Here is an 18,383-nt window from a genome sequence, read left to right as displayed (position 1 = left end):
CCAACAAAAAACCCCGTCAGAGGCGCGCTCTGCGGGGCTTTCGGGGTGAAAGGGAATCGCGGCGAGACAGACCGGGGTTCGCCCGGCCAGGCGGTCAGCGGACGATGATGTTCTTGGCGGCGAGGCTGGCGTAGACGGCGGCCTTCTCCGGGTCGGTGTCGGTCGCGGCGTTGAGCGTGAGCGCCACGCCCTTGACCTCGGCCAGTCGGGTCACGGCCGAAGCCTGCACCGGATTGGCCGCGTCGAGACGCGTCTTGCGGCGCAGAATGGCGGCCGCGTTCTGGCTGCCGTCGGTGGCCGCGGGAGCGTGCGGCACATATAGACCGCTCGCGGTGACCAGACCGAGCACTGTGCCGGCCACCAGCACGCCGGAACCGGCGGCAAGCTGGATGGTATCGAGCGAGATGGAGCCGGGCATCTCGGTGAGCAGAAACTCGTCCGTATGACGGCCTTCGGTGATGGCGGACATGAGAAGCTCCGAAAAGAATGCGCGCCAGGGATCAGGCCCGGCGCCTGGTGAAAAGGGAACGGGCTAGAAAGCCCGTGCGGGATCAGCGGGCCTTGCGGCGATTGGCGTAGATATTGCCGGCGTCGAGCACCTTGGCATCGCCGCCGGGCGCCTTGTCGCTGGCGGAGATCTTCGGGTCCGGGACATTGCCATCGAGGCGGGAAACCTTGGCTTCCACTGCGGCGGCGGCAAGAACGCTCGCGGCGACTTCGGCCGACATGTCGGTCTCGAAGGCGAGCTTGTTGGCCAGCGCCGGGCGCTTCTTGGCTTCTTCACTGCCGAGGATGGTGGAAATGCGGGTCTTGGCCGCCTCGGCGCCGGCTTTCTCGCCTTCGCCACGGCTGGTCGCCTGGGCGGCTGCGAGCTGTTCGGAGGTGATACCGGCCTTGTTCTCGCCGGACTGCTGGGTCTGGTCGCTCATCTGCGATCCTTTGGGTTGAGCCCGGCGATTGCGGGCGGGGGAAGCGAAAAGCTGCGCCTTGCTTGCGAGACGATCGGCAAGGCCCGCCGCAACGGCGTCGGTCCTGCCCTGGGTGGCGTGGCGCCCGCGATACATGCGGGCCTCGGTCGCCATCGCCTGGTCGGCCGTGAGGCGCTCGCCCCGCCCTGCTGCAACCACCTGCGCGAAGGTCAGCCTGAGATCGTCGATATGTTCCTGAATCGCTGCGCGGGCTTCCGGCGGAAGGGCCTCGAAGGGATTGCCCTCGACCTTGTGGCGGCCGGAGGCGATCAGGCTCACCTTGATGCCGACATTGTCGAGCAGCTTCGAGAAGTCGATATGCGTGGTATAGACGCCGATGGAGCCGACCTGGCTCATCGGCGTCATCACGATTTCATGCGCCTGCGATGCCAGCCAGTAGGCGGCGGAGGCCGCGAGGCCGTCGACATGAGCGATTACCGGCTTGACCACCGCCAGGGCCTGCAAGGATTCGGTTGCCGCCTCGATGCCGGACACGGTGCCGCCCGGGCTGTCGAAGCCGATGACAACCTCGTCGACCGAGCTATCGGCCGCGGCGGCGTCGAAGGCCGCGGCGAGCCAGCCATAGGATGTGAAACCGTAGCGGCTGCCGTCGACATCGCCCTTGTTCAGAAGGGAACCGACGACAGGGATGACGGCGCGGCCAGCCTGTGCCTGATAGCGCGGCGCCGTGGTGGCGTTCAGAGCGCCGGAGCGCTGGGCGACATCGGCGGCAAGATAGGCCGAGCGGATATCCTCGGCGCGAGTATCGAGGACCAGCAGCGGCTCGGCGGTAAGCGCGACCGGCCACGCAGCGGCGTTCACGGGAGCGGCAAGGGCGGCGAGCGCCTCCGGCAAGGCCGAGGCGATGGTGGCGAGGGGATTTGTCAAGCCTGCTGCTCCGATTTTGGCTTATCCTCAGGCGGAGTTTCGTTTGGCTTATCCTCCGGCGGAGTTTCGTCGGCGGTGACCATGGTGGCGCTCACCCGGCGCACGCCCTTTTCGACCAGGAGCGCCTGCTCGTAGGACTGCTGCTCGATCGTCTCCTCCCAGTCGAGGCCCTGCTCCGCGTTCTCCGCCTCGAGGGTGGAGATGAGGCCATCGACGCGAAGGTTGGCGGACTGCGCTTCCTTGACCGGGTCGACATAGCCACGCGGCGAGCCGATCCAGCGAGCCGAAGCCCAAGCGGCCGGCATCTCCCAGAAGCTCGGCGCTCCCTTGGGGATCTCGATGTAGCGGTCGAACGCCTCCTCGAGGAAGGCAAGGTAGACGGGCGTGACGACCTGCTCGACGAAGGAGGCGAAGTCGCGGCGGACGCCGCGCCAGACCTCATTCAGGGCCGCGCGGGCCGAGGAATAGTTGACCTGCGACCAGTCCATGGTGAGCTGCTCGTAGGAGAGCCCCAGAGCGGCTGCGATCGAGCGCAGGAAGGTGCGCTGGAAGGTCTCGAAGGCCGCTGTCTGACGCGGCGCATTGTTCATGACGAGTTCGTCGCCGATCGGCATCACCGGGATGCGCACACCGTTGACGACGGGCGCCCCGACATCGGCCCAATAGCCGTCGCGGGACTCGGCGAAGGTCTCGCTTGCCGCGTGCAGCATGCCGGTGGCGTCCGACAGCGACATGTTGGACTTGATGAAGGCGGCATAGAGTGCGTTGGCCGCGGCGTTGTTGATCTCATGCCGGCGGTGCTGGGCCGTCATCTTCAAGGATTCGACCACGGATGCGAAGGCAGTGATCGAGCGGGTCTGGTCCTCGCGCTGGCCCTCGAAACCATGGATGAAGATGGGGCGGCCCCAGGCTGTCTCCCGCTGAACATAGGTCCAGGTGAGCGTCTTGGTCACCGACAGCCAGTCAGAGGGATGGGCATCGCGCACCCAATAGCCGATGGGTGCGCCGTTGCCATCGAGGGCCACGCCGTTGCGCAGCGCAGTCGATTCCATCAGATGTGACGGCGTCGACAGGCGATCCGGGTCGATCGCCTGGATGTTGGTGCGGTACCGCGCCCCGTACAGATCCTCCTGACGCCAGCGCATGGCGATGCAGACCTCGCGGCCCGTCACCCAGGTGTGCGCGAGCTGCCGGAAGCGCCCGTTGAGGCTCATCCGGCGCTGCGAATCGAACAGGAAGCGCGGATCCTGCGTGGCAAGCCGGTACTCGGCTTCGATCTGGGCTCGGACCTTGCGGGCCTGCTCGACCGAGATGCCGAGGGCCCGGTAGTCTGGCTTGGCGACCAGGCGCAGGCCTGCACCGATGAGCATGTCGACGAGGCGCGTGACCGCGGCGGCGGCATGCGGGTCGTTGTGCTCGAGGTAGCGGGTGCGCGACAGCGCCATGTCCCGCGCCGGGCGGATCTCGCGATCGGCCGACAAAAGCGCCGGGCGCATCGTGCCGAGTTCCTGCGACCGCCGCGATGCCGCGCGATAGGGCTCGTGACCGGCTTCCGTCGAGGCTTGCGCCTTGAGAGGGAAGCCGTACATGTCGATGAGCATCAGAACACCACGACGACAGCGCCGCGGCGCGGCTGGCCGCTCAAGGCCGCTTCGAGCGAGGCGATATAGCGCTCGAGATCGGCGCGGTTCACCGCGTTGAAGGTGGTTTCCTGGCCGTCGATGACCAGCTTGACAACGGAACGGCCCGTCATCAGGAGATGCAGGGCCCGCCGGGCTTCAGCAAGGGCTTGGGCGAGGTCCAAGGCTAATCTCCGGCGTTGATCTTTTTCAGGCGGTCGAACATGCCCGGCTTCTTCGGCGAGGCTGGGGCGGGTGGTGTATCCGCCGGCTTCTCACTCGCCTGCACCTTGAGCGGTGCGGGCGCGAACAAGTCGGGCGTGATTTCGGTCTCTGGCACGCCACGCAGAGCTGCGAGCTTGCGCCAGTCGGCTTCCGTCATTCGCGTGATGCCGAGAAACTCGGCCAGCGCCATGTTGCCGATGCGGCAATCGAGGTAATGGTTGTCGCCGCGGGCGACCCATTTGCGGCCCGTGGTGATGCCGCGGACCTTGATGTCGTCGAGATATTCCGACGTGATCTGCTTGAAATAGGCCTCGTCCTGCCAGCGGCCGAAATGGCAATAGCCGGGGTTGGCCTGCCCATCCTCGTCGAGGCGGGGCTTGCGCAGATTGTCATAAAACTCCCGTTTCAGAGACCATGTGCCGGTCTTCCACAGCTTGGCGCCGTGCTTCTGCACGCGGCCCTGCATGTTGATGTCCACCAGCTTGGGCTGGGCCGAGATGGCCGGATGGTGCCATCCGTCCTCGCCCTTCAGCGCCATGGCGTTGAGGCGGTTCGCGGTCCAGGCATAGACCTGGTTGGAGCGGCCGCCGTCGCCGGCGTCGACGCCCATGACATCGAGAGTGCGCAGGCGCCCCCACGGATCGGCGTAAGCCCGCTCATAGACCTCGTCGAGGCTCGCCCAGGCGCCGGCGTGAATATTGGTGGTGTCGCCAACCAGAAAGCCGTGGTCGACGACATAGGAACGGCGGCTCGCCGTCCAGGCGACGACCTCGAAAAAGAGGCCGTTATGCTGGACGTCGACCATGACGGTGAGCAGAAGCCCGTCCGCCGGGATGCGCCGCTGGACGAGGATGTCCTCGCGGCGCTCCATCAGGAGCTTGTGGTCTGGCGCGTCACCCCGGAACTTATAGGCGAGGGCCAGGAAGAGGTTGTGGAAGTCCTTATTGGCCTTCTCGGACTTCAGGCTCTTCAAATACTCGACGGCCATGTCCTCATAGGACAGCATCAACGACATGAAGCCGTCGACATGGAAACCGGGGTGGTTCGCCACCGGCTTGGTGGCGACGAACCGCCCTGCCCTGACGGCCGGCACCCGCTCCGCCTCAGTGATCCAGTGGCCGCAATGCGGGCAGATCATCACCGATTTGTGCGGATGGTCTTTGTCGACCTGGAAGTACTCCATCTTCTGGACGAATTCGTCGCCGCATTCGACACAGGTGATGTTCCAGAACCGCTGGTCCGACTGCAGGAAGGACTTGTCGATTCGGCAGTGGCCGGGCGTCTCCATCGTCTCGTCGCCGAGGTCGATCTCCGGCGTCGAAAGCTCGAGGATCTTGTACGACTTCGTGCGCCGGAAGGCGGTAAACCGGCCGAAGAAAAAGGTTTCCGGGTCACCCTTGCCGGGGATGTCCTCCCATTTGGAGACCTCGTCCTTGACCCCCTTCTTCATGGTGACGGCGGACAGGTCCATCACCGCATTCGCGTTGGCCAGGGCAAGCACGCCGCCCGGGAATTTCTTCTCGTTCGTCGTCGAACCCTTGCCGGAGCGCTGGGTCTGCGGCGCGAACACCTGACGCTTGGCGCGCTTCTCGAAAGCCTCGATCAGCGGCTGCAGCTTCTGCGAGTTCAGCTTGCGCAGGGCCTCGATGCCAGGCGCACCATAGAGGAAGTTCGCCGGTTCGCGGTCGGCGCAGAAGATCGCCCATCCCATGGCGAGGATGGAGACGCCCGTCTGCTGCGCCTTGCGCACCGTGACGAGCGGAGCCGGATGCCATTCATTGAGGCAATCGGCGATCTCGGGCAGATAAGGCGCGCCTTCCGCGCTCCACAAATCGCCGGCATATTCCCCGTCGATCAGGACGAGGTTTTCCTTGAGCCACTGGCTCAACGGGATGCGTGGCCGAGGCCGGATGGCCGCAGACAGCACCCGCCTGACAAGGGCATTGGCGTCCGGATGAGGCATCAGGCCACCTCCCCGGAGGCAGGCTTGATCGCCTTGTCGATGGCGTCTGCGATCGCGCTGCGGAGGCGCTCCACCTCGGCCTTGAGGACGACGCGGGCGCCATGTCCGCCATCCCTGGCAATCGCGGCGGCGATGTCGTCAGCCAAGGCCGGCAAACGGTCCAGCGCCTGGATGATATCGGCAGCAACCTCGCCGAGCGCGACCTCGACATCCGCCAGCGGCACTAGAGAACCCTTGAACGATTCGAGTTCAAGGCGCCGGCGCTCGGCCTCATGCCAGGTCTTCTGGCGAAGGGCCTCTTCGTAGGTCTCGCTCGGCTTGACCTTCATCTCCGGCTGGGCCGGACGCTGGGTCTTCGACGGATCGTCGAACAGGCCGCGCTTGTGATCGTACTCGGCGACGTTCACCGAGGCGACACGGCCCCGGCTGTCCCGTTCCACGGTCAGGCCGTGCTTCTCGACGAGATCGCCGACCTTCTTGCTGACAGACTGCTTCGAAACGCCGTCACGATCAGCGATATCGGAGATCGACCACATGACAGTGCGCGGCGTGTCAACCGCCGTTGTCGCCTCTGTCACCTCAGTCAACCCTGATTTTCAACCTGCCTAACTGGCAAAATTCCGGGCCATTTACGGCCGCGGGGGGTGGGGGTGGCCCGGAAGGACCCGTTGCATTTCTGCCACACCCTCGCGGGATGCATGGATGAAGGGGATGCGCCCCCTAGGCATGCATCATTCGCATGCCTGCCGAGGGGTCAGCCCCCGAGCATCCGGAGGAGTTCGTGGCCGACCCGGTCGGGCAGGTCTCGCGCAATGATGGTCTGGAAGGCCGAGGCCGTCTCGCCCTGCACCATTTCCTCGGGGATGTAGACGCCCGACTTCTGCTTGGCGATCGGCGTTCGAGAGCCCCCTGCCCTCTTGAAGACATGCCCGCCCATACCGAGCGCGACACGATTGGGGAACAGGCCACCCTTCTGGAACGTGCCAGGGAAAAGCCGGCGCTGGTTTCGTGGCGCGGCGCTCACACCCTTGCGGGTCTCGCGCGGGGAGAAGAACTTCAGCGAGATATTCCCGCCTCGCGTCTTCATGGTGTAGCTCAGGTCGGCGAAGGAAGGTTTCTTCACCTTCAGCGCCTTGACGATGACCTTGCGCTTGAGACCGGTCTGATGCGTCAAGGAACGCAGCACCTGCGTCCTGGCTTTGTCGCCCGTGCGGCTCAAGGCCCGTTGGAATGCCTTTTCAGGGTGCTTGCAGGCCGCCATCATATTGGCGAAGCGCTGGAGATTGGCATCGGCCGGCGAGATGATGATCGAAAGACCAGCCATTACATGCCCGCCTCCTCGCCCAAACGAAAAGCCCCGACGCGGTTTGCATCGGGGCTTTCTGTTACCTTTTTCAGTGTGTTGAAGGCTATGTCAAATCATCGCCGCGCGTCAAGCATTTTGTCGGGAATTTTCGAGCAGGATGCGCCGGCCCTGAAAAGCCCCGGTTTCCCAAGGCCTTACGGGATGCATGGTCGGCTCGACTCGGATGCTTTCGAGCTTGCCGGCCAACTCATCGGCGAGGAATGTCAGGGCCGCATGCCATAGCTCGTATTCGGCTCGCGCCACGGCCACGGGGTAGGCATCTGGCTCAAGATAGAATCGCTGATAGGCGCCGGGATAGGGCCGCTTGCGCTTGTGATTGTACCCGTCGACCTCAACCTCGCGCGCCTCGCGGCCGGCGCCGCGCAGTTCACGACGAAACCAGGCCGGCCCACCCTGCGCGTTTCGCTCCACATGCACGGCGAACGGGCCGCCCTCCCAGTCCGGCGCATCGCCCATGATGGCGTGGTGGACGATGAGGCGCTTGACGGGCTGGCGCAGCCGCTCTCTGCCATCCTCGCCCACCACAGTGACTGCACGCAGCGCACGCACGGCGGCCGCCTTGCCCAGCGTCCGCGCTTCCTGCGCGATGTCATCGAACGGCGACCAATCCTCGGGCAGGCAGAGTTCAAGCCCCTCCAAGCTCTCGACGGCCTCGGCGACGATCAGGGCATCGTTGTGGGGCAAGCGGATGGAAGCAATGTCAGGCAGGACGCCCAAGCCATTGTAGTCGATCACGGTGAGCAGTTGCGTATAGCTCTCCATGCCGGCCCAGCCGGAGCGAATACCATCCGGGCCTGACATGCCCTTCCAATGCGGCAGCTCATCCACATAGGCCCACTTCAGCACCCGCTCGATCTCCATAACCCTCATGACAACACCTTTCCGCTTCAGGGAGGCTAGGGAGGCAAATTTTTCGTGGAGGTATTTGCCTCCCTGAAAACCGTTGCTCGAAAGCCTTATAAAACAAAGACTTATCCAAACTCAGGGGCGCTAGGGAGGCTAGGGAGGCAGTTTCCCGCATCACATGTGAGAAGCGCTTCAGGCAATCGCATCGCTCAAACGCATTCTCATGTATTATCCCGGAAAATGGCTCCCTAGCCTCCCTAGCCTCCTAACCTGTTGATTTCCTTCGGACTTCCTCAGGGAGGCAAATACCTCCGCCGGCCATTTGCCTCCCTAGCCTCCCTGAAAACGCCCCTGTCAGCCCCGTTGCTCGGCATAACTATGGGTGTCGGAGGGCCGAAACTCGTCTCTGATGCGCAGGCCGCGATAGACCGAAAGCCCGTTCGTCTTGGCCTTGGACGCGCCGAGCCCGCTCACCTTGTCGGGCAGCGCCTTGGCGAAGGTGGCGACGTTCACGCAGAAGAAGCCCTGTTGCTTGCAGAACACCTGATAGGCCGCATAGAGGTCGCCGGGCGTCTCCATGTCCGTGGCGTTGCCGGAGATCGTGCAGGCGGCGTTGAGGAAGGCGGCATAGCTGTCGCTCTGCTCGCGATATTCATCGGTCGCCGCGCGCACGGCGTCGGGAATGGCGAGGCCGCCTTCGAGATAGGAGAGCGCGCCGGCGATCATCCAGTTGAGCACGCCGGCCCGCTCGCCCCAGAGCTTTTCGGGCAGATCCTTGTCGACATCCTCTTTCGGCACCTGGACGAGCCAGGGCACGAGCAGCACGCGTCGCCAGATACCGTCATCGGCCCCCTTGATGTTCGGCTTGTGGTTGCCGGAAATGATCAGCTTGAAGGTGGGATAGACTTCGATGAATTCCTCGCGCATGCGCCGCAGCAGGATCGGCTCGCCCGAGGTGAGGCTTTTCACCATGCTCTCGCGGAAGGTCATGCCGGTCTCCGGCTCCGAGGCACGCACCACGCGAGCGCCAGGCACGCGAACGAGGTCCGGCGTCGCCTCAGAGCCCTTGCGCCTGTCATCGCCCGCCAGCGTCTCGAAGGGCACCGTGGTGGCATAGTCGCCGAGCAGCTTGCAGACGAGGTCGACCAGGGTGGACTTGCCGTTGCGACCCTTACCGTAGAAGAACACAAACACCTGCTCGGCCGTGAGCGCCGTGAGCGCATAGCCGAGATAGCGCTGGATGAAGTTGCGCACCGCTTCGTCTGGCTGCACCGTCTCCAGGAAGTTGAGGAATTTCGGGCACTCCGCCGCCTCGTCATAGTCGAGCGGCGCGAGCTTGGAGATGAGATCCGCCTTGTCATGCGGATCGAGCCGCACCGTCCATGGCCCCTTGCCGGCCTCGCCCTTGGCATTCTTGCCGCGTACGAATCGCAGCGAGCCGTTTTCGAGATTCACGACATAGGGGTCGAAGTCGAGCACGCTGACATTGCGGGCGCGATAGACGGCCGCCTCCTTCAGCATGTTGTCGACCTTTCCGGACGAGCCGGACGTCTTGCAATAGCGCAGCCGCTTCGACTTGCGCTCCGAGACGCGCTTTTTCACGCCTTCGGCCGCCAGTACCAGCTTTTCGAGCCGCAGGGCCTCCGTCATCTCCTCCGGGGTGCGCTCCTTGCCCTTGGCGATGAGGGCCTTGTAGTCGGCCTCGGCATCGCGGCCGGCCATGATGGTTTCCCATTCCCTTGGCGTCGGGCCGAGGAACAGCGTCTCATGCTCGATCGCTTCCACCGTGCCATGGGCGAGCGGTCGGATATGCTGCCCGGTGAAATCCGGCGCCCAGCGCTTGCCGTCGAACACGAAGAAGCCGAGATTTTCCACCGAGAGCACATTGTCGCCATGCCGCGTCAGGAAGCGCCGGCCGTTGCCGATGTCGGTTTCCGGCTCGAGCGCGCAGGCCTTCAGCTCATGCCACGCCTTCGCCGGCAGATAGCCGATATCTTCCTTGGAATAAGGCGGTTCCTGCACCACGGGTGTGAGAGGGCCAGAGCCGGCAATCACGGGCGCGCGCTCGATCGCATCCACGATGCGGCCGAGATTGGGAGAATGTTCGTTCACGCGCGCCCCCAGACGAAAGCAAGCAGATTTTCAGGAATAGCTATCGCGCGTAGCGATGCTGGGCGGGCGCCGCCGAGGGTGCATCGAGGGCGTGCTCGATATCCTCCGCCAACCGGGGATTGTCCGCCCTCACGCTCGCCGCATAGGCCCTGGCCGCGACGACCGCATGCGGATCTGCTCCGCTGAAATCCAGCACCAGGCAATAGCGCCTGGATGGCGGAATCGGCTTTCCATCCGCGCGCTCGATCACAAAGCGAGGCTCGAGCCCGCCCTCTCGGTATTTCGAAGTTTCCATAGCCATTCGTCCTTTTGCCGGGCGTGCGCAGTGGGAAGGACATGGCAACGGCGCACATCAATGCCATGTGACGGACTCCCTCGGGGGCTGGAGTTCGAACGAAGGCTGCCACCAGGCTTCGCGATCCTGAGAGCCGTCGGCCAAGATCTGCTTTTCGAAGCGCTTCGCCTCGCGCCAGTCGTTGGCGTTGCGGCCTTGCTTGCGAGCTGCAAATGACCAGGCCATGCTATCGGCGCTGTAGAGGAGCTTCTTTACGCCCGGGTAGAAGATGGCCGAGCGCTTGAGCCCGAACCCATGGAGCTGAAGGTCAGGGCGCACGGCCTTGATCGTCCCCAGGACGTTCAAGACATCGATCGGCGATCCGTTACGCTTGCAGACACTCCCGACACCGACCCACATGCCTTGCCTAAGCCGATCGCCGTAAAGGGCGATATGGCGCACATAATCGGCAGGATCGAAGCCTTGCAGAGTTGGTAGAATGGGCGCGCCGACATCGCAGGAAAGGAGTTCGTCATAGCGCTCGATCGTCAGGCGATGGTGATCCGAGACCGTCAGACCAGTCTTTTTCAGGATGAACGGCTCGCACATGTAGTCCTGCGCGACGACGGCCTCGAGAAGGCCGCAGCCGATCCAACGCCGGGCCGCCTCGGCATATTCGGCAACCGAGTGCCTATAGCATCCATAGGTGCTGATTTCGGTAAAGGCGCCGGAATCCATGATCCAGCGCTTGACCGGGAAGCCGGACTTCCGACCTCGAATGCGGTTGATGGAGATGCATGCACGCTCGAAGTGCTGCGTATCGCTCGGTTGATGCAGCCCGACGAAGAACTGAAGATCTGTCGTCACGCGGCACCCCGCACCATGTCGTTGAAATCGGCCCCGTCGTCGGCCATGGCCATGCGCACGCGCTTGACGCTGGGATAAAGCCGGGCGATCCGCAGGGCGGCACGCTGCAGGGCCATCTCGGTGAAGAAGCGCTCGGAATCGCCGTCGCCGAGCAACACCACTTCCTCGACGCCCTCCGGCACCGCGAAGGCCTGGCTGTTGAGGTCCGGCAGCGAGCCCGGCACCTTCACCGGGCGATGCCGCCCCTTGGCGTCCACCTTGCGCGCGGTCGGGTGGTCGATGCTCTCCATCGCCTTGCCGGCGAGGTTGCCGAGATCCACCGAGGAGAGGAAGGCATCGCCCTCCCCCAGCCGCTGCGCCGAAGCCAGCGCATGCCAGACGGAGAGCACCGTCTCGATGCCCTCGCCCGCGAATAGGCGGCGCGGCTCGTTCGGGAGGCGCAGCTCGATGCGGTTGCCGTGCTTGGAGCCGCGCACTTTCTTGGCCGGCAATGCCTCGCCGCTGGAATCGAGCCCAGGCGAGAATTTGCTCCACACGCCGCCGGCCTGGGCGAGATAGGTGATGTGCAGCCCGCGAAACGTGCCGTCCGGCCCGGTGATCGCGGCGATCATCGCCGGCCCGCTGTGGCAGGGCCTGTTCTCGCCCGGCCTGAAATAGTGCATGCGGTCGTGGAAGCGCAGCCGCGCCCGTTGCGGAATGAGCGGGATGCCGCGCGCGGCGAGGTATTCGCCCGCCGGCGAGCCCATCACGCTGCGCCCGTGCCGCCAGATGTCGTAGAGCCGCTGGCGCTCGGCCTCGCGATAGCGCGCGCCCTCCGCCGCCTTCTCGGCCTCGATCCGCGCCGCCTCCGCCGCGCGCTCGGCCTGGCGCTTCTCGATCTCGGCACGCTCGGCCGGCGTCAGGGCCTGCCCGCGCGGCGGCGGCGAGCCGGTGAGGATCTCGCAGGCCTGCACGAAGTCGACGCGCTGCGCCAGTTGCACCAGCTTGATCACGTCGCCGGCCTCGCCGCAGTGCCGGCAGTTCCAGATGTTCTTGCGCGTGGAGACGGCGAAGCGGTCGCGCCCCACGCCCTCGATCGGGCAAGGCCCCGTGCGCTCATTCCCTCTCGACAGCCTGGCGCCCGAAGGCAGCAGGCGCTCGGCCGTCGTCACCAGGTCGACCGCGCGCGCCTGGGCAATCCACTCCTCGAAGGCGGGGTCGGTTGTCATGGCGCTTGTCCCGGCACAAAAAAATGTGTATGAACATACACACTGTTACTTGACGCCATGCGTATAAATGTGTATAAACATACACATCGAAACGGGAGGCGCGATGGAACGAGACCTGAGAAAGATCCGGCAAAAGCTCGAAAGCGAAGGCTGGATCGCACGGAACCAGGGAGACCACATGGTCTACACCCACCCCGAAAAGAAAGGCCGGGTGGTGGTTCCGAAAGGGCGGGGAGACCTGCCGAGCGGCACGGCCCGCAACATTGCGAAAACAGCCGGGTGGTAAGCCACCCGGTCGACCTTCCCGAACCTTCAACCTTGCCAGGGCAGCAACCATGACCATGTACATCGCGGTGCTCGAAAAAGAGCCCGACACGCTCTGGGGCGTGCATTTTCCCGATCTTCCCGGCTGCACGGCGGCCGGCGAAACCATGAACGAGGCGACGGCCAGGGCGACCGAGGCCTTGCGCCTCTGGGCCGAGGACGCGCTCGACAGCGGCGAAGCCTTGCCAGTTCCCACCAGCCCCGACGCCATCGTCGAGCAACTGGAGGCGGACGGCATCAAGGGAACGCTCTTTGCGGTTCCCCTTCTCACCAACTCCTCGCGCATGGTGCGCGTGAACGTCACCGTACCCGCCGATGCCCTCGAGGCGATCGACGCGGCCGCCAAGCGCCACGGCATGAACCGCAGCGCCTTTCTCACCTCGGCGGCCATCGAGAAGATCAAGCAGGTGGCGTGAGAGCCCGGAGGTCGCGGTCATTCTGCGGCCTCCGCTACCCGCGCGAGATCTGGGCAGTTCGCCCGAACCAATGCCTTCGCCAGAACCGGCGAGACCGAGTTTCCGCAGCACTTCACCGCCACGGTCGAGGTGAAGGGCCGGCCGTCTGCGTCGCGCTCGATCTCGTAGGAATCCGGGAACCCTTGAGCGCGGAAGAGTTCGCGCGGCGTCAGCATGCGCATGCCGATATCGACGATGTGATGCGGTTCACCATTCACCATGACCAGCCCAAGGCGATCCTCGGCGGTGACGGTATGCATGGGGTCACCGAGCGCTTGGCCGATCGCCGTGCGGTAGTACTTCGTCAAAAATGCCCGCACTTCAGCGAGATGGCCGCCGCCGGCGCAGATCGTCGGCGCCGGCTTTTCGATGCTCTGGTCGCGCCGATCGCCGCCGTGCATCGAAACCAGATGCGCAGCCGTGACCGCCTGCGTGCAGCCTTTGCCGACGATGGTCGAGACCGGCTCGTCCGCACCGTGCCCGACCATGCCGGTGTTATGTTGGTTGAGGAATGCGGCAACGACTGCGTGGCGATTTTCGGTCACGACCGTGCGGACGGGTTCCTCCGCACTCGCCGATCGGTCAGGAGAGCCGGAGCCCGCACCATAGTAGGCCGAGAGATGAGCCGTCACGACGCCATGCCGAGGCGCCCCAGCCATCACGGTGTGCAAGGGTTCACCCGGTTGCGCACCCACCGAGTTCTCCGAGAACTTGGTGAGATGCGCCGCCACCAGGGCATGCTCCCCCCTGGGTGCACAAGTGATCGTGCGCAAGGGTTCGTCGATGGCGTGAACCCTTGAATCGCCCGTATGAGTTATGGGCACGATGAAGGGCTTGGCCGCATCGATCACATAGCGCTGCACGCCTTTGGCGATGCGTGCCATCGTGTTTTCGGCAAGCGGTCGGTTGCAGCCGATCGCCCGCCCTTCCTCGCGAGTGAGGAAGATGGATGGGCACGCCCGCCACCAGTCGATGCAGTCGGCGGCCGTCCGCCAGGGCAGGCTTTTGCCATTCAGAACCGCATCGCTGTTGGGGGCCGCATGAGACGCCGCCGGCCAGACGATCTTGCCGCCGTCGCGCCTGGCGATCAGGAACAGCCGCTTGCGGATTGTCGGCGCACCGTAGTCACAGGCCCGCAGCTCGCGATGCTCGACCTTGTATCCGAGCCGGCGCAGTTCCTCCGTCCATTGCCCGAAAGTCTGGCCCTTGCGATCCGGGCACGGCCGGCCTTCAGGCGTCAGCGGCCCCCAATCGCGAAACTCCTCGACATTCTCCAGCATGATCACGCGAGGCCGTGCGCGCTTGGCCCAAAGAACCACGACCCAGGCAAGGTCGCGGATATTCCGCTTCAACGGTTTGCCGCCCTTGGCCTTGGAGTGATGTTTGCAGTCCGGCGAAGCCCAGAGGAGGCCGACACGGCGATGTCCGACGTGGTCGAGCGGGTTTACGTGCCAGACATTGCGCTGCAGGTGCAGGGTTGCGGGATGGTTCACCGCATGCATGCGGATGGCATCGGCGTCGTGATTCACCGCGATGTCGGGCGATCGGCCGAGCGCCATCTCGATGCCGAGCGAAGCGCCGCCGCCGCCGGCAAACAGGTCGACAATCAACTCGTCCTGGTCGAACACCATCGGGGCAGCCGGGCCAAAGCCCGGGAAGTAATCAAGATCACGCATGGCCCAGAGATTCCCCGATAATCCGAATGCGATGATGGCCGTAGAACTCGACCCGGCCGGCGGCCGCGAGCTTGTGCCAGGTGCTTTTGGTGACGGGCGCGCGCTCGCCCTGGGCGAGAAGCACCTGCCGGTTGACCTCGGGAAAGCAGCCGTCGCCGCCATGGTCCTGGAACCACTTCAGCGCCTCGCGCATGGCCAGGGAGAGTTTCTGCTCATGCATCGGATCTGGCCTCCTCGAGCGCTCCGAACAGCGGCCCGGCGTCGAGGGTGCCGAAGCGTGCCTTGGCACTCTCTGCCTTGCGGGTTGCGGGGCCGGCCTCGGCCAGGGCCATGCGGCGGGCAATGTCGGCGCGATAGTCTTCCTCGCGCTCGATCAGCACGGCCGAGAAGCCTTCGCGGAAGGCAGCCTCGCCCGTGGTGCCCGTGCCGGCGAAGGGATCGAGCACCACGCCGCCCGGCGGCGTGATGAGCCGGCAAAGCCATTGCATCAGGTCGACGGGCTTGACCGTGGGATGCTTCGAGCCGATGCGGTCCCAAGCATCGGCCTTGGCGGAATAAAAGAAACGGGCGGCTTGCTTCGAATAGAGTCCGAAGAAGGCCTCCACTTCCGCACTGCCGTCGTGCAAGAGGTTCGCCGGCCAGCGCTCCTCGTCGTCGAAGAGATTATCGATCAGGCAAGCGCCAACATGGATGGCGCCGGTGCCGTACATGAGCACGTTGGCCGCAACCGTCTGCTCGATCGGCTTTCGAGCAAGCACGATCGGCTCCCAGGCCGGCTTGAGCGCCGTCTCCCAGCCCTCCCAAGCCTCGGCCTCCGGGGTCGCAGGCTTGTCGCGCCGAAAGCCATCCTTGGACGTAAGGGCATAGTTGGTGCGATCGGTCCATTCGTCGACCGTGCCCGTGATCTCGCGCTCGGCCTCCTCGAAACACTGATCGAATTCATTGCCCAGGGAAAGGGCGGCCTTGAGATCCGGCCACTGCTCCCGTGTCGGGAGGCGATAGCCGGTTTCGAACCACATGAAGCCGCCGCCGCCTAGTTGCTCGCCTTGGGCGATGAGCCCCATTCGCCGCGCCGCTTCGCTCTGCGAAATCCCGATCGCCTTGCGGGCTGCCTTGATCGCACCCTGTATCTTCGGCAGCGCGCTCCAGTCTCGCCGCTTGTCGATTCCCTTGCTGACGTCATGGCTCTTCGGGAAGCCGCTGCCATAGGCCCAGGCGAGCTGGTCACGGATCTCGAAGCCGGCATCCTCGATCGCGCAGGCGAGCCGGTGATAGGCGCGCGTGCCGCCGAAGGCGACGATGTGGCCGCCCGGCTTGAGCACGCGCAGCACCTCGGCCCAGAAGGCGGGATCGAACGCCACCTCCCCGGTATCCCAGGCCTTGCCCATGAAGCCGGCCGAGGCGCGGGCATAGAGCCCGTCACGCCCATGCACGGCTGGCGCGCTGCCCGGCTTGCCGAAGCGCTTGCCGATCGACACCAGCGCATAGGGCGGGTCTGTCACCACGGCGTCGATCGAGTTGTCTCCGGTCGCCTTGATGGCCTCGCGGCAATCGCCCGCGCGCAGCACCACCCGGCCACCGAGAAAGGAAACGGGCTCGCTCATGCCCGCCTCCGCTCGCGCTGGCGGGAGAACGCCCGGCGCTCCAGCTGCCACATGCCGTAATCGGCGACGAGCCAGACGATGGGCGAAGCCCAGATCAGCAGCCCGGCGAGGATTAGGTTGTGCGCGCTCATGCCACCGCCCTCCGGCGCTTGGAGACGAGCTTGAACCAGTCGATCGCTAGCGCCCGCGCAGTCGGCATTTTCTGCCCCTTGCGGACATTGGATTCGGCGTGGGCGAGCCACTCTTTCGGCATCCTGGAACGGATGAGATCGGCCAGGGCGTCGGGCTCGAAACTGCCCTTCCATTCCGCCTCGGTGAGCAGCTGCGTCACCGCCGCGATCTCGACGGCCGGGATTGGCGCGCGCTCCGCTTCGACGAGGATTTTCAGCATCCGGGCCGAGAAACGCACGCCGCGTGTCTCCACGATCGTGCGGATCATGGATACCGCCATGGTGTCGCCAACCTTGCAGTCGTCGGCACCGAGCGGGTTGCGCAGGATACGGACACCGGCGAGGTCGCAGGCTTCCCGCATGGCCACGGCAACTTCCTCACCGGAAGCCAGTGCGGCATGGAACATCTGCGCCGGCGTCATGGCGATGCGATCGCGGTTGTGCCGCACGAAGGCCGAGGCCCTGTCCGCCACCGCCGAGGCATCGACGATCATCACCGGGATCATGGCGATGCCTGGATGGGTCGCCGCGGCAATCGCGGTATGCTGGCCGTCGATCACCACAAGCGCGCCATCCTTGCCTTTGGCGCAGATCGGAGGCTTCATCGCCTTCCAATCCCACTCGGCCACGATGCGGCGTATCAGGGCCTCGGACTTCGGGCCGAGATCGCGCTGGTAGCTCTCCTCGACCAACAGGGCGGAGGGCTGCACCCATTCGAACCAGGGCTCGTCACCGACGATGGCATTGGGCACGATGGCGCCGAGCGCCAGCGCTTCGATTTTTCGGGTTGCGCTCATCATATGCCTCCCGCTTCAGCGGCCATCAGCGCGGGCGAGCCTGCATGGCTAAGCGGAACGGCCGGCGGCAGGTGGAGACGGCCGAAGCTGTCGTTTTCCGCGACCTCGTCGTATGGCTGGTGTTCGCGGGCGAGATCGGCGAGATGGGCAAGGCAGGCCTGCGCCGGCCGTGACCGGTTCCGTGCGATGATCGGCGCCACCTTGCCGAGGAAGCCGCAACGTGCCGCCGGGCTCTCGAGCCGGCGCAAATGCGCGAGCATGTCAAACAGCATTGGCAATCTCCCTGATGAGCTTGAGGTCCGACGGGCTCCACAGCCCGTTCGAGGTGTCGGCCAGGATTGCCGCGAGCCTTTCGGGCTTCAGCCGGCAGGCCTGGCGGATCTGGAAGGCGAGGAAGCCCGCCGCCGCCATGCGTCGCGCCATCCGTTCCACCCGGCGGGCGCGCTTCACCACGGCGATGCGCAGCGGCGGCTTGCCCAGGTGGCGGCGGCCGACGATGAGGATGGTCATCGGGCAGCGGCGGCCGCCGCCACATTGGCGAGCTTGCGGGCCACGTCCGTGAGGATGTCCTGATGTTCACCGAGAACCTTGAGCACATCCTTGGCTTCGCGAGGCGTCACCACGCCGTCAGCTAGGGCGGCGCTCAATTCGGCGGAAACCCGCGCACCGCTGCCTGTCGCCTTGATCAGGTCACCGACAAGGTTTCCGGCGGGCTCATCATCGGCCATCGGCACCAGGCGATGCCCGGTCAGCGCCGCAAGGGCGCGGGCGAATACCGGCTTCTGCGTAACGAATTCGAGCAGGAAGATCACTTCGAGCGGCGACAGGTCCTTGTGGGCGTCTGACTGCCACCGGCTGATCGAACCCTGGGAAAACCCGGTGAGCTGCTCGACCCTCTGCGGTCCTGTTGAGCCCGGCGCAACGCAGGCCGCGACCTGGGCGCGGCTGGAACTCTTGATCAGCGTGATGAGCCCATCGGGCAAAGCGAGATTGTCCACGAAAATCGCCTTCGTGTTTTTTC

Annotated in this window: 22 protein-coding genes; 2 read left to right on the top strand and 20 right to left on the bottom strand. The window is 65.0% G+C overall.

The window, feature by feature from the left end; all coding sequences use genetic code 11:
• Nucleotides 1-94: 94 nt before the first annotated feature.
• The 12 genes from AC6H34_RS20110 to AC6H34_RS20055 all read right to left on the bottom strand — a co-directional run bounded on the left by AC6H34_RS20110 (nucleotide 95) and on the right by AC6H34_RS20055 (nucleotide 12,336).
• On the bottom strand, nucleotides 95-469 hold the full coding sequence (locus tag AC6H34_RS20110) for a head decoration protein (protein ID WP_497539991.1): 375 nt from the start codon (nucleotides 467-469) through the stop codon (nucleotides 95-97).
• A gap of 82 nt (nucleotides 470-551) precedes the next feature.
• Nucleotides 552-1,856, bottom strand: a complete 1,305-nt coding sequence (locus tag AC6H34_RS20105) for a S49 family peptidase (protein WP_497539990.1) — start codon at nucleotides 1,854-1,856, stop codon at nucleotides 552-554.
• Nucleotides 1,853-3,457, bottom strand: a complete 1,605-nt coding sequence (locus tag AC6H34_RS20100; protein WP_497539989.1) for a phage portal protein — start codon at nucleotides 3,455-3,457, stop codon at nucleotides 1,853-1,855. The genes AC6H34_RS20105 and AC6H34_RS20100 overlap by 4 nt, the downstream gene beginning before the upstream one ends.
• Complete coding sequence (gene gpW, locus AC6H34_RS20095) at nucleotides 3,457-3,660, bottom strand: gpW family head-tail joining protein (RefSeq protein ID WP_497539988.1); 204 nt, start codon at nucleotides 3,658-3,660, stop codon at nucleotides 3,457-3,459. Before gpW ends, AC6H34_RS20100 begins: the two co-directional genes overlap by 1 nt.
• 2 nt (nucleotides 3,661-3,662) lie before the next feature.
• Nucleotides 3,663-5,663, bottom strand: coding sequence for a terminase gpA endonuclease subunit (locus AC6H34_RS20090; protein WP_497539987.1), 2,001 nt, complete (start codon nucleotides 5,661-5,663; stop codon nucleotides 3,663-3,665).
• Complete coding sequence (locus tag AC6H34_RS20085; RefSeq protein ID WP_497541246.1) at nucleotides 5,663-6,241, bottom strand: DUF1441 family protein; 579 nt, start codon at nucleotides 6,239-6,241, stop codon at nucleotides 5,663-5,665. Before AC6H34_RS20085 ends, AC6H34_RS20090 begins: the two co-directional genes overlap by 1 nt.
• Nucleotides 6,242-6,417: 176 nt before the next feature.
• Nucleotides 6,418-6,987, bottom strand: a complete 570-nt coding sequence (locus AC6H34_RS20080; RefSeq protein ID WP_497539986.1) for a hypothetical protein — start codon at nucleotides 6,985-6,987, stop codon at nucleotides 6,418-6,420.
• Nucleotides 6,988-7,095: 108 nt separating this feature from the next.
• On the bottom strand, nucleotides 7,096-7,899 hold the full coding sequence (locus tag AC6H34_RS20075) for a hypothetical protein (protein ID WP_497539985.1): 804 nt from the start codon (nucleotides 7,897-7,899) through the stop codon (nucleotides 7,096-7,098).
• 330 nt (nucleotides 7,900-8,229) lie between these two features.
• The gene (locus tag AC6H34_RS20070) at nucleotides 8,230-9,987 is read right to left on the bottom strand and encodes a DNA primase family protein (RefSeq protein WP_497539984.1); all 1,758 of its coding nucleotides are present in this window, start codon (nucleotides 9,985-9,987) and stop codon (nucleotides 8,230-8,232) included.
• A 40-nt stretch (nucleotides 9,988-10,027) separates the two neighbouring features.
• Nucleotides 10,028-10,282, bottom strand: a complete 255-nt coding sequence (locus tag AC6H34_RS20065; RefSeq protein WP_497539983.1) for a hypothetical protein — start codon at nucleotides 10,280-10,282, stop codon at nucleotides 10,028-10,030.
• 57 nt (nucleotides 10,283-10,339) lie between these two features.
• Complete coding sequence (locus AC6H34_RS20060; RefSeq protein WP_497539982.1) at nucleotides 10,340-11,128, bottom strand: deazapurine DNA modification protein DpdA family protein; 789 nt, start codon at nucleotides 11,126-11,128, stop codon at nucleotides 10,340-10,342.
• Nucleotides 11,125-12,336: a DUF7146 domain-containing protein gene (locus tag AC6H34_RS20055; RefSeq protein ID WP_497539981.1), complete on the bottom strand. Its 1,212-nt coding sequence runs from the start codon at nucleotides 12,334-12,336 to the stop codon at nucleotides 11,125-11,127. Before AC6H34_RS20055 ends, AC6H34_RS20060 begins: the two co-directional genes overlap by 4 nt.
• Nucleotides 12,337-12,439: 103 nt before the next feature.
• Here AC6H34_RS20055 and AC6H34_RS20050 point away from each other — a divergent pair, with 103 nt between their 5' ends.
• Nucleotides 12,440-12,622, top strand: a complete 183-nt coding sequence (locus tag AC6H34_RS20050) for a type II toxin-antitoxin system HicA family toxin (protein ID WP_497539980.1) — start codon at nucleotides 12,440-12,442, stop codon at nucleotides 12,620-12,622.
• A gap of 49 nt (nucleotides 12,623-12,671) precedes the next feature.
• A complete protein-coding gene (locus AC6H34_RS20045) occupies nucleotides 12,672-13,076 on the top strand; it encodes a type II toxin-antitoxin system HicB family antitoxin (protein WP_497539979.1) in 405 nt (134 codons plus the stop codon).
• Between the two features lie 17 nt (nucleotides 13,077-13,093).
• On the opposite strand, the gene AC6H34_RS20040 is transcribed toward AC6H34_RS20045, so the two are convergent.
• The 8 genes from AC6H34_RS20040 to AC6H34_RS20005 are packed head-to-tail and all read right to left on the bottom strand — an operon-like array spanning nucleotide 13,094 to nucleotide 18,360.
• On the bottom strand, nucleotides 13,094-14,791 hold the full coding sequence (locus tag AC6H34_RS20040; RefSeq protein WP_497539978.1) for a DNA cytosine methyltransferase: 1,698 nt from the start codon (nucleotides 14,789-14,791) through the stop codon (nucleotides 13,094-13,096).
• The gene (locus AC6H34_RS20035; protein ID WP_497539977.1) at nucleotides 14,784-15,011 is read right to left on the bottom strand and encodes a hypothetical protein; all 228 of its coding nucleotides are present in this window, start codon (nucleotides 15,009-15,011) and stop codon (nucleotides 14,784-14,786) included. The genes AC6H34_RS20040 and AC6H34_RS20035 overlap by 8 nt, the downstream gene beginning before the upstream one ends.
• Nucleotides 15,004-16,395 carry a DNA methyltransferase gene (locus AC6H34_RS20030; RefSeq protein WP_497539976.1) on the bottom strand — a complete coding sequence of 464 codons (1,392 nt, stop codon included), beginning with the start codon at nucleotides 16,393-16,395 and terminating at the stop codon, nucleotides 15,004-15,006. Before AC6H34_RS20030 ends, AC6H34_RS20035 begins: the two co-directional genes overlap by 8 nt.
• Nucleotides 16,392-16,526 carry a hypothetical protein gene (locus AC6H34_RS20025; RefSeq protein ID WP_497539975.1) on the bottom strand — a complete coding sequence of 45 codons (135 nt, stop codon included), beginning with the start codon at nucleotides 16,524-16,526 and terminating at the stop codon, nucleotides 16,392-16,394. Before AC6H34_RS20025 ends, AC6H34_RS20030 begins: the two co-directional genes overlap by 4 nt.
• A complete protein-coding gene (locus tag AC6H34_RS20020; protein ID WP_497539974.1) occupies nucleotides 16,523-17,362 on the bottom strand; it encodes a hypothetical protein in 840 nt (279 codons plus the stop codon). Before AC6H34_RS20020 ends, AC6H34_RS20025 begins: the two co-directional genes overlap by 4 nt.
• Nucleotides 17,362-17,634 carry a hypothetical protein gene (locus AC6H34_RS20015; protein ID WP_497539973.1) on the bottom strand — a complete coding sequence of 91 codons (273 nt, stop codon included), beginning with the start codon at nucleotides 17,632-17,634 and terminating at the stop codon, nucleotides 17,362-17,364. Before AC6H34_RS20015 ends, AC6H34_RS20020 begins: the two co-directional genes overlap by 1 nt.
• Nucleotides 17,624-17,872, bottom strand: a complete 249-nt coding sequence (locus tag AC6H34_RS20010; protein WP_497539972.1) for a hypothetical protein — start codon at nucleotides 17,870-17,872, stop codon at nucleotides 17,624-17,626. The genes AC6H34_RS20015 and AC6H34_RS20010 overlap by 11 nt, the downstream gene beginning before the upstream one ends.
• Nucleotides 17,869-18,360 carry a phage regulatory CII family protein gene (locus AC6H34_RS20005; RefSeq protein ID WP_497539971.1) on the bottom strand — a complete coding sequence of 164 codons (492 nt, stop codon included), beginning with the start codon at nucleotides 18,358-18,360 and terminating at the stop codon, nucleotides 17,869-17,871. Before AC6H34_RS20005 ends, AC6H34_RS20010 begins: the two co-directional genes overlap by 4 nt.
• Between the last annotated feature and the right edge of the window lie 23 nt (nucleotides 18,361-18,383).

This window comes from Labrys sp. ALF-8 (assembly GCF_059699065.1).
This window is presented reverse-complemented; position numbering and strand designations above follow the sequence as displayed.